The following is an 11,273-nucleotide window of genomic DNA, read 5'->3' on the forward strand; positions in this document are numbered from 1 at the left end:
CGGCTATGGGCCGTGCCCGCGGAAAGCGAAGTAATTAGTCGGAGCATTGCCAATATACATCAAACATTTCAAAATAACTACTTGGCTTAACGCAGTCATTGCACTGATTTTATACTTTCTTAACTTATAAAAAAATAAAAGATTCTTTTAGAATACAGGCAGAAAGTCCTTTCACCGGGGCTTTAATACCGAATCTGATAACTGAGGCTTTCAGTCGTAAAGCAAGCTACGAGTTCACACGGATGGTTTTGATTGTTAGACCTAAGCTTCCAATTCTGAGATCGTATCTTTTATGAATCGTTCACAGATGTTACTAAAAATTCTGTGGATATTGCTGTATAATAAATGTAAGCGTAATACATGACAGGTGGTGACTGAATGAAGCATACGAAAAAACATTATCTACAAACACGAGAGACAAGTGATGAAACGATAATCATTGAAGGACCACTGACAGCTGCAGAACTGAAGGAGTATAAGTTCCATCATGATTTAACTGCATTTCGACCTGCGACGAAACAATTCGAAGCAATCATGCAAATCGCTTCCTTTCCTGAGGGGAGAATTATTGTTGCAAGAACAAAAGATACAATCATTGGCTACGTAACCTATCTACATCCCGACCCTTTAGAAAGGTGGTCTAAATTTGCAATGGATGATTTGATCGAACTAGGAGCTATTGAAGTAATACCAGACTTTCGTGGTGCGAAAATTGCTTCAGGCTTGTTAGAAGTTTCAATGATGGATACGTATATGGAGAATTATATCATTATTTCCACAGAGTATTACTGGCACTGGGACTTAGATGGTACAAAATTAAGTATCTGGGATTATCGTAAGGTCATGGAGAAAATGATGGCTGCTGGTGGACTTCTACCTGCACCTACAGATGATCCAGAAATTATTTCGCACCCTGCTAACTGTTTAATGGTACGAATAGGAAAAAATGTCTCAGAGGAATCTATTAAAAAATTTGACACGTTACGTTTTCTACAGCGACATCACTATCGAAATATGCGGGAGGGTCTTTAACATGCTGGTGGAAGAAATCATGAAGACGGAAGTAATCGCATTACCACCAACTGCTACAATAAAAGAAGCCTTACACCTACTACACAAACATAAAATAAGGCATATACCAATTGTAGATTCAACTAAAGAAGTTATAGGTATTGTATCGGATCGTGATGTGCGAGATGCTAGTCCATCTATTTTTGAAAAAGAATCCGAAGCCTGTGAATTAGATCATGAAATTCAAACGATTATGAGTCAGCCAGTTATAACCATTCATCCATTGGACTTTGTAGAAGAAATAGCAAAGATTTTCTATGAACAAGAAATTGCTTGTCTTCCTGTTGTTCGCAAAAACAATAAGCTGGTTGGTATCATCACTGAAAAAGACATGCTATATACAATGATTCAATTAACGGGGACACATGTACAAAGTTCGCACATAGAAGTTAAAGTTCCACATCGTCCGGGAATTCTTCCCGAAGTCACTTCCATCTTTGGTAAACGAAAAACCAATATCATTTCAGTACTTGTCTACCCATTTAAAGATAATCCAAACTACAAGATATTAGTATTCCGTATTCAAACAATGAATCCACTTCCTGTTATACAAGATCTCCGTAATGCAGGCTATGAACTGTTATGGCCAAATAATATTGCGGGGGAAAATCGATGACATGTCATGCTAAATTCATCTTTTCTGATTCCTTTTTAAATTATCACTTTAATGAAGATCACCCATTTAATCAAAAACGGATCTTGTTAACCAAGGAGTTATTGGAGAGCAAAGAACTGCTTTCTAGTAAGGATTTATTATCACCAAGGCAAGCAACAGACGAAGAACTAATGCTATTTCATGACCATGCTTATGTTGAAGCTGTTAAGCAAGCTAGTACAGGGTTGTTAGCAGATGAAGATGCAGTAGAATTTGGATTAGATACTGAGGATACACCTATTTTTCAAAATATGCATGATGCATCTGCCAGTTTGGTCGGCGGTACCCTTTCAGCAGTGGATGCAGTATTAACTGGTCAAGCGTCTCATGCGCTTAATCTTGGTGGCGGGTTACACCATGGTTTTAAAAGGAAAGCTGCTGGATTTTGCATATACAATGATGGTGCAGTAGCGATCCGTTATATTCGGGAAAAATATAACTTACGTGTTTTATATGTTGACACAGATGCACATCATGGTGATGGCGTCCAATGGGGTTTTTATGATGATCCAAATGTATGCACCTTTTCTATTCATGAAACTGGTCGCTATCTATTCCCTGGTACTGGAAATGTAAATGAACGTGGAATTAAAAGCGGACATGGATATGCATTCAATTTACCTATTGATGCTTTTACGGAAGACGACTCGTTTTTACACGTTTATACTTCTGCATTAAGAGAAATTACGGCCTTTTTTAAACCAGATGTTATTGTAACTCAAAATGGAGCGGACGCCCATTGCTATGATCCTCTGACACATCTTTGCGCGACCATGTCGATATATGAAAAGATACCAGCGCTAGCTCATGAGTTAGCCCATCAATATTGTAATGGGAAATGGATTGCGCTTGGTGGTGGTGGCTATGATATTTGGCGAGTAGTTCCACGTGCGTGGGGACAAATATGGAATATCATGAAACATAATCAACTAGCAACAGGGGCACTCCCGGAGAAATGGAAAAACAAATGGCAGAAATATTCGAAAACACCTCTGCCAGATTACTGGTCAGATTCAGCCAATATCGTACCGCATATACCTAGAAAACAGGAAATATCAGAGAAAAATAACAATACATTACTGCAGTTATTAAAATATACGAAAAAAATCGAAATGTAGGAACAAAAGCGTAAGCTCCCGAATAGAAACGTAGCGACGATTCAACGGAGATAAAGGACTCACGGTGTGCTTGCGAGCCGATAATGACTTAGATTAGGGCGATTTGTGAACTCCCCTAGTTTCCGGGCGCTGGAGCTGGAAGCTGCCCAACAAGCGCCTATTGTTTATCCACATGGGCTAATTTTATAATTTCCTAGACTATTAATAAAGGAGATAACCATTATTGGTTATCTCCTTCAACTGGGCTTTGATTTCTTTCCAAAATCACTATTTCTACACGCCTATTTTTACTCCAATTAACTGCTGAAGTATTAGGCGCTATAGGCTGTGTATCCGCATAACCTACTGATGAAAATCGGGATCTATCAAAGTCATTTTGCTGCAATAAATAACGAATGACACTGCTTGCTCTTGCTCCTGAAAGCTCCCAATTCGAAGGATAACGATAGTTAGAAATTGGTCGACTATCTGTATGTCCCTCAACATGTACATGATTCGGTAGATTTTTGAGTAACGAACCTATTTTGTTTAAAAATGGTTTCCCAGAATTTAGGATAACCGCCTCACCAGAGTCAAACAATATACTCTCCTGTAGTACAAGCTCAACCCCCTGCTTTGTTCTATTAGCAGAAATTACTTTATTCAAGTCATTTTTATCTAAGTAAGCTTCTACTTCCTTCATTAAATCATCTAATGATTGTTCATTTTTATCCGTTTGTTTATCTCGATCGTTTGTGTTCGGCATCTGCGTAGGTGTGTCAAATTCATTAGACTGTTCTCCACTTTCTTCATTACTTGTATTTTCCGTTGGATTGTCCATAGGAACAGGTGAAGGATAAAAATCGAAAATCATTCGATTACGAAATGAATCTGAAATTGCCTCAAATTTCACTAAATCAATTTGCGACATGGAAAACAAAAGAATAAAAAATACTAAAATAAGCGTAACCATATCCGAATAAGTAACCATCCACTTTGGCGCACCATTCTTATTTGATCGTCTTATTTGCCTACGCTTCATGAATACTCTCCTCCACGAATTTAGCAGAATCGTCACTTTCTTGTTTTGCTTTTGATTCGTTGGATAGGAAGGCACTTAATTTTTCTTCCAGTATTCTTGGGTTCTGTCCGGATTGAACACCGATTACACCTTCAATAATGATCTGTTTGAGAAATACTTCTTCTTCCGTTTTACTCTCGAGCTTACTTGCCATGGGTATGAAAACCAAATTTGAAAGAACTGTACCATACAGCGTTGTTAACAACGCCACTGCCATACTCGGCCCTAATGTTGAAGGATCTTGTAAATTATTGAGCATGAGCACCAGTCCAACAAGTGTTCCTATCATTCCCCAAGCTGGTGCGTATTCTCCTGCCTTTTCTATTAAGGATCTGCCTCTATAATGACGATCTTCTACGGCAGTAATCTCAGCGTCCATTATATCTTTAATTACTTCCGGCTCAATACCATCTACAGCTAAGAGAATACCCTTCTTAATAAAAGGATCTTCTACTTCCTCTAGTTCGTTTTCCAGTGCCAATATTCCTTCTCTTCTAGCTCTTTCTGATAAACGAACAAATAATCCAATCAATTCAGGTAAGCGTTGGTCATTCTTATGAAATGCTTCACTTAAGACCTTTCTTGTTAATTTAATTTGTTCCATTTTAAAATTAATCAACATGGAGGCAACTAGTCCTCCGATAACGATAAAAATGGAGGAAATATCCATAAAAATAGATGCCCCACTTGTACCGCTTTTGGAAACAATGGCCAGCATAATCATAATAAAACCTAATGTAATGCCGATAGGAGTTAATATATCACGTTTTCTCATATTCTCTCTCCTCAGATAGCTGTTGATTGAGGATGTTCAAAATTGGAAGTGGCATCGCGTTTTAACCCCTGATAAAGCTTAGTCCACGTGTCTAATCCATCCAATTCCAACATTTGAACATGCATCTTTCATCTCTATTTAGTATATCGGCATCTTTTATTATTTTGTTGAGCTTCTTTTTTCAATCCGGTGCGGTAAAACGACTTTTTTATCTTGTACTTCTTCTTTATTCATATATTTTGTTAAGAGTCTCATTGCCACAGCACCAATATCATACATTGGCTGAACAATCGTTGATAACGTTGGTCTTACCATTGTCGCCAAACGAGTATTGTCAAATCCAAACACTTCTATATCTTCTGGAACACGATAGCCTTTATCTTGCGCGCCATGGATAACGCCTAAAGCCATTTCATCCGAAGCCACAAAAATAGCGGTTGGTTTTTGATCTTGCTCTAACAACTGGTGCACCGCTTCAATTCCTGAGCTATACGAATAATCTCCTTTAATAACCAGTGATTCATTTACGGAATGCGAAGCTTCATTTAATGCTCGGGCGTAGCCTTTATATTTCAACTGATTGATATGCGTATCTTCTAGTCCAGAAACAAACGCAGGTATATCGTTACCTTGCTCTATTAGGAATTTAGTTGCCTCATATGCAGCTTCTTCATAGTCTATATTTACAGAAGGAATTTCATGGTTATCATCATATGTAGCAGCTAACACTACTGGTACAGATGAACTCTTAAACTGTTGAACATGTTCCTCCGTAATATTTCCACCCATAAAAATAATCCCATCTACTTGCTTTTCTAGCATGGTATTTATTAATTGTAACTCTTTGTCTTTATTTTGATCCGAATTACTTAAAATCATATTGTATTTATACATTGTTGCAATGTCTTCAATACCTCGGGCTAATTCTGCGAAGAAAATACTGGATATATCAGGTATAATCGCACCGACAGTTGTTGTTTTCTTACTTGCTAGCCCTCTAGCCACTGCATTGGGACGATATCCTAATCTTTCAATTGTTGCTAATACCTTTTTACGAGTTGTTGGTTTTACATTTGGATTCCCGTTTACGACACGAGAAACTGTAGCCATGGATACATTTGCTTCTCTTGCTACATCATATATTGTAATGTTCATTTTCTTTTTACCTCCTAATATATAGATATCGTTCTCTATTTTCTATATCATACTCTACTATGAAACATTTTTCAAAGCAAAAAAGGCTGATGCATCACAATGGACCATCAACCTCTCTATTTCAGAACATTAAAATGAAACAAAACTTTATTTCATCCGATTAGACATATCCTTAACTTCTTCCATAAAACGATTAAATGTTGGAATATCCATCTGTTGTGCTGAATCTGAAAGGGCAACAGCAGGATCCGGATGAACTTCTGCCATAACACCATCAGCGCCAATTGCAATCGCTGCTTTCGCTGTAGGTAATAGCAGATCTCTTCTACCAGTGGAATGTGTGACATCAACCATAACCGGCAAATGCGTTTCCTGTTTTAATACTGGAACTGCAGAGATATCTAACGTGTTACGTGTCGCTTTTTCATACGTCCGAATTCCTCGTTCACATAAAATGATATTTCCGTTGCCTCGTGAAATGATGTATTCTGCTGCGTTGATAAATTCAGAAATGGTGGCTGAAAGACCACGTTTTAAAAGTACGGGCTTATCCACGTCACCGGCTGCCTTTAACAATTCAAAATTCTGCATGTTTCTAGCACCAATTTGAATTACATCAACATAATCCATTGCCTGCTCAATATGTGCGGGGTTTACAATTTCGCTAACAACAGCTAACCCATACTCATCTGCTGCTCTTTTGAGTAATTGTAAGCCTTCAACACCAAGACCTTGGAAATCATATGGAGACGTTCTTGGTTTAAATGCTCCCCCACGCAGTAGCCTTACTCCATTCTCTTTTACAGCTTTGGCTACACGAGCAACTTGTTCATATCCCTCAACGGCACATGGTCCCATTACAAAATGAATAGAACCGTCTCCAATTGAAGCACCATTGATATCTATGACCGTATTTTCCGGCTTCTTTTTTCTAGATACAAGTAATGCTTTACGGTGATCATCCTCTTGTAGTTCCAAGCTAGCTTTGAAAATTTCCTTAAAGATATGCTCAATGGTTGCGTTCTCGAACGGACCATCATTAATTGAAGTAATTTTATCTAACATATCTCTTTCTCGCACAGGGTCAAATCGCTTAATACTCTGTTTTGCTTTTATTTCCCCGATTTGTTGAACAAGTGTAGCACGTTCATTTATTAACTTTAAAATCTCCTGGTTCACATGATCCAGTTGATCTCTAACCTGATCTAACTCACTCATATTATGTTCCCCCTATGCCTCTTGTTTTTAATAATTAGTGACAATTATAGCTAAAAATTTTTTCTTTGTCGATAAAAAGTTTATAATTGATTCATATTATCTGTTTGAAAGGATTATTGCTTATGAAGGATCGGATTTTTGCACTGGATATTGGGACACGCTCTGTAACTGGAATCATACTAGAAAAGCGTGACCAAACCTATCATATGTTGGATTATTATATGATGGAACATAAAGAACGGTCGATGAGAGATGGACAAATACATAATGTTGTGGCTGTTTCTGAAACAATTATAGAAGTAAAAAATAAATTGGAGTCATCTCACGGCTCGCTTAGCAAGGTGTGTGTTGCTGCTGCTGGAAGAGCATTAATGACTACACAAGCAACTGCTTCTAAATCATTACAGGATACACCGATCACTAGCGAAGAAACAATTAAACACCTAGAATTAAGCGCTGTCCAAATGGCACAATTGAACTTGCAAAAACTACAGCAAGATGCTGATTTATCCTCTTATTATTGCGTTGGCTATTCCGTGTTGCATTATCGTATAGATCAGCAGCAAATTGGTTCACTAATTGATCAGCGAGGTACAGAAGCTTCTGTCGAAATTATCGCTACGTTTTTACCTAAAGTTGTTGTTGAATCATTATTAGCAGCCTTAGGAAGAGCTAACTTAGAAATGGAAGCTCTTACCTTAGAACCTATTGCAGCTATACATGTGCTTATTCCAGAGTCTATGAGAAGATTAAATGTTGTGCTAGTTGATATTGGAGCTGGTACTAGTGATATAGCTATAACGGATAAAGGGACAGTAGTTGCATATGGAATGGTTCCAATTGCGGGTGATGAAATTACGGAAGCAATAAGCGATCAATACTTATTAGATTTTCCATCTGCAGAAAAAGCAAAACGTATGATTGTCGATAATGGTGAAGCTATTGTAGAGGACATTCTAGGATTTGAAGCGACAATTACACCCAACATGATAGAAAACGATATTACGGATGCAATTGATAACTTGGCCACGCAAATATCGAATGAAATTATCAATTTAAATTCACACTCGCCAAAGGCCGTAATGCTTGTTGGTGGAGGAAGTCTAACACCAGGAATAACCAATTCAATAGCTAGTAAATTAAATCTACCGATAAATCGAGTAGCTGTACGGGGAATTGATGCAATTAACCAATTAGAAAAAACCAATAAATTACCTACAGGACCTGATTTTGTCACTCCAATTGGTATAGGAATTGCGGCCAAACAAAATCCTGTCCACTATGTCAGTGTTACAGTTAACGGTAATACGATAAGATTATTTGAAATGAAAGAATTAACAGTGGGAGATTGTCTTATTCAATCCAGTATAGATATTCAAAAATGGTATGGAAAACCAGGTATAGCCTCGATTATAACTATAAATAACAAAGAAGTTACGTTACCTGGTGAAATTGGTGAACCACCGAGTATCCAATTAAACGATACCAATGCTTCTGTGAATAGTAAGATTCATAATGGTGATATCATAACAATTGAAAAAGGCCGTGATGGAAAGCATGCTCAAGTAACAATTCAGGAACTTCTTGGAGATATACCACCTTTAATGATTTATTATAACGGAGCAAAATATCACATATATCCTCAGTTTGAGGTGAATAACGTACCAGTAACGAAAGAATATAGTATACAAGATCGAGATAATCTTACATGGAGACAACCGAACAGCTTAGAAGCTGTTTTAAATCAAGTATCTTCTGATAAAGTAGGAAAAGATGAACCATTTATCGTCTATGTAAATGAAGAACCAATCCACATTACAAAGGGCGAACCACAAATAGCTCTTAACGGCAAGCCTGCTACAATGGATCATCGTCTTAAGCAAGGAGATCGATTACAGCTATTACTAGCTGAACAGCCAACTGTAAAAGATGTACTGAACCAGTTAAATAAACCATTAACACATAGGATTATGGTTTCGTTTAATAATGAGTCAGTAGAACTTGCTCAACCTCTATATGTAATTAAAAAAGGGGATAGCATACTTGATGAGGATACACCATTAAAAAAGCATGATCGATTAAAAGTTTACGAACAAGAGCAGCAGCCATTTATCTATCAGGACATTTTTCGTTATGTAGATTTAGACCTCACGAACGCCAACGGCAAATTCTCTATATATCAAAATAATGCACCATCTAGCTTTCATTCAACGATTAAGCATGGTGATCATTTACAAATCATTTGGGAATAATACACGGCTTAGTTAGAACAAAAGCGCAAGCCTCCGAATAGAAACGTAGCGACTTTAGCGAGTAAGGAATCACGATGAGTTTGCGAGCCGATGATGACTTAGATTAGAGCGATCGTGAAGTCGCATCGTTTCTGGGCGCTGGGGCTAGACAGACTCAACACGCCCATATTTATCGAGCTAATTTTTATAATTTCCTATACTAATAAAAAGGACTCCACGCAGAATAAAATGGTGTCCTTTTTATTTATGTTCTTTTCATTACTAAGCCTTATTTTGCTAATAGATATTCCTGATAAAAGAACAGACTAAGACATAGCTAAATAAGCGATGAAAATAATGAGAAAACCAAATCCAATAATATAGGCTAAGAAAGCCGGGTTAAGTAATACCGGATGTTTTCTTGTTGCTTTAAATTCAGTATCATACTCACTATTTCTTTCCTCAATATCTTTGCCGACTTTAATTGTAAAAAATAATGCAATAACTACAAGCACTGCACCTAATACGATTAATAGAAGCATGTAAATACCGCCTTTTTTCTTATGTTTTGAAGAAAGACGAGTCCTTATACATTGCATTTTTTTATAAATAAAAAGGGCTGCCCTTAAAGACAGCTCTGTTCTCATAAGACATACCTTTTTATTCGTTACTTCTGTTTTTCTAATTCTTCTGCAGCGTCTTCTATTGCCTCTGCAACTTCTTCTGCTGCTTCTAGTGCCTTATCTTCTTTACTTCTTTTTTCTTGTAATTTAGCCTGTACACTCTTGGTAATTTCCTTTGTTTTCTGTGATGCATTCTTCGTAATTTGAGCTGTTGAATCCATCGCTTTTTTCTTTAGCTCTGAACCAGTTGTATAGGCTTTATCTTTCCAATCTGAACTTTTTTCTTGCGCAACGTCTTTCCAAACATATGCGCGGTCCTTTACTTGATGAGCACCCTGATTAATATCACCTCGTAATTCTTTACCAGATTTTGGAGCCAATAGTAAAGCTGTAACTGCTCCAACAATTCCTCCGATAAAAGTACCCAATAAAAAGTCCTTACTATTCATATTGTTATCTGCCATGTAATTTTCCTCCTATATTTATTTATTTTTTTTCTTCCATAAATCCATAAGAACTGTTCCCCATTTAATGGCCTGAGAGGCTTTTTCAGGATTTTTACTAGCAGTTCGAGAAATACTGTTAGAAAGTTGTCTTAAAGACTGATTGAAATCTTTAACAGTTTCCCCAATACCTTTTGCACCATCAAATAATCCATTCATTTTTGCCGATTTTTGATTAAGGTCATCTGCGAGCTTGTTCGTTTTATTTAATAATTGGGTTGTTTCTTCGGTTATACCCTTCATTTGCTTATCTAAACCTTCTAATGTACCAGCCACATGACTTAACGTTTCCCTGGCTGCTTTTAACGTAATAATTACATAAACAACTAAGACAACAAAAGCTATTGCTGCTATAAACGCTGCTATATATCCGAGAACTTCCACTATGTCCACTCCTTCTACTATCACTATGTATTGTAATATTTTCAATATGTGTATATATCCAGAGAATAGATTTACTAATAAACCTATTTCTACTGATCTCTACTTGTAAAGTATAGCAAAAAATGGCTATAAATAAAAATACCCTTATATATTTCAACTAAAACCTATTGTTCTCTGTCTGATCTAGTCATTTAATGTCCTTATAATATTAATTCGACAACCTTGTATAATTTCCTTTATTTTTATTAGTAATTACAAAAAGTAAAAATTCACAGGTGGGGTTTTACTGCCAGTTATATGTCGGATAAAAAATAGCCTAATAAGATTAGAACTACAGCGATTAAAGAAGTTACTAAGAAAAACTGAGCAAAATTCGCTCAGTCCTTATCACTAAATGCTCAGATTTACGCTTCCTCTAGTAGCTATTATGGAATAATAGCTACTGCTTGCTTGACCACCACTCCGGCTGCCCACTTCCCT

The 11,273-nt window shown here is 36.9% G+C and carries 11 protein-coding genes; 4 read left to right on the forward strand and 7 right to left on the reverse strand.

Annotated elements, in window-relative coordinates; translation table 11 throughout:
* Positions 1 to 378: 378 nt before the first annotated feature.
* Genes RVS70_RS20625 through RVS70_RS20635 form a run of 3 tightly spaced genes read left to right on the forward strand, consistent with a single transcriptional unit; the run spans position 379 to position 2,844 of the window.
* Positions 379 to 1,032 (forward strand): GNAT family N-acetyltransferase, encoded by a 654-nt coding sequence (locus RVS70_RS20625; RefSeq protein WP_026681463.1) that lies wholly within the window; start codon positions 379 to 381, stop codon positions 1,030 to 1,032.
* A 1-nt stretch (position 1,033) separates the two neighbouring features.
* Positions 1,034 to 1,687, forward strand: coding sequence for an acetoin utilization AcuB family protein (locus RVS70_RS20630; protein ID WP_026681464.1), 654 nt, complete (start codon positions 1,034 to 1,036; stop codon positions 1,685 to 1,687).
* Positions 1,684 to 2,844: an acetoin utilization protein AcuC gene (locus RVS70_RS20635; RefSeq protein WP_026681465.1), complete on the forward strand. Its 1,161-nt coding sequence runs from the start codon at positions 1,684 to 1,686 to the stop codon at positions 2,842 to 2,844. The genes RVS70_RS20630 and RVS70_RS20635 overlap by 4 nt, the downstream gene beginning before the upstream one ends.
* 220 nt (positions 2,845 to 3,064) lie before the next feature.
* On the opposite strand, the gene motS is transcribed toward RVS70_RS20635, so the two are convergent.
* The 4 genes from motS to RVS70_RS20655 form a co-directional block, all read right to left on the reverse strand.
* Entirely contained in the window at positions 3,065 to 3,865 is an 801-nt protein-coding gene (motS, locus tag RVS70_RS20640) for a flagellar motor protein MotS (RefSeq protein WP_026681466.1), read from the reverse strand.
* Positions 3,855 to 4,679, reverse strand: coding sequence for a flagellar motor protein MotP (gene motP / locus RVS70_RS20645; protein ID WP_026681467.1), 825 nt, complete (start codon positions 4,677 to 4,679; stop codon positions 3,855 to 3,857). Before motP ends, motS begins: the two co-directional genes overlap by 11 nt.
* Positions 4,680 to 4,838: 159 nt before the next feature.
* Positions 4,839 to 5,834, reverse strand: a complete 996-nt coding sequence (ccpA, locus tag RVS70_RS20650) for a catabolite control protein A (protein WP_026681468.1) — start codon at positions 5,832 to 5,834, stop codon at positions 4,839 to 4,841.
* A 147-nt stretch (positions 5,835 to 5,981) separates the two neighbouring features.
* On the reverse strand, positions 5,982 to 7,052 hold the full coding sequence (locus tag RVS70_RS20655; protein ID WP_026681469.1) for a bifunctional 3-deoxy-7-phosphoheptulonate synthase/chorismate mutase: 1,071 nt from the start codon (positions 7,050 to 7,052) through the stop codon (positions 5,982 to 5,984).
* A 122-nt stretch (positions 7,053 to 7,174) separates the two neighbouring features.
* Here RVS70_RS20655 and pilM point away from each other — a divergent pair, with 122 nt between their 5' ends.
* Entirely contained in the window at positions 7,175 to 9,304 is a 2,130-nt protein-coding gene (pilM, locus tag RVS70_RS20660; RefSeq protein WP_026681470.1) for a pilus assembly protein PilM, read from the forward strand.
* A 305-nt stretch (positions 9,305 to 9,609) separates the two neighbouring features.
* Here pilM and RVS70_RS20665 read toward each other — a convergent pair whose 3' ends face one another.
* From RVS70_RS20665 to RVS70_RS20675, 3 genes are all read right to left on the reverse strand, one after another.
* Complete coding sequence (locus RVS70_RS20665; protein ID WP_034679115.1) at positions 9,610 to 9,825, reverse strand: hypothetical protein; 216 nt, start codon at positions 9,823 to 9,825, stop codon at positions 9,610 to 9,612.
* A gap of 125 nt (positions 9,826 to 9,950) precedes the next feature.
* Complete coding sequence (locus RVS70_RS20670; RefSeq protein ID WP_026681471.1) at positions 9,951 to 10,370, reverse strand: YtxH domain-containing protein; 420 nt, start codon at positions 10,368 to 10,370, stop codon at positions 9,951 to 9,953.
* A gap of 18 nt (positions 10,371 to 10,388) precedes the next feature.
* Positions 10,389 to 10,793, reverse strand: coding sequence for a DUF948 domain-containing protein (locus RVS70_RS20675; protein WP_026681472.1), 405 nt, complete (start codon positions 10,791 to 10,793; stop codon positions 10,389 to 10,391).
* Positions 10,794 to 11,273: the final 480 nt, after the last annotated feature.

The sequence above is a fragment of the Virgibacillus sp. M23 genome, assembly GCF_034190895.1.
Taxonomy (GTDB): Bacteria; Bacillota; Bacilli; order Bacillales; family Amphibacillaceae; genus Virgibacillus; species Virgibacillus salarius.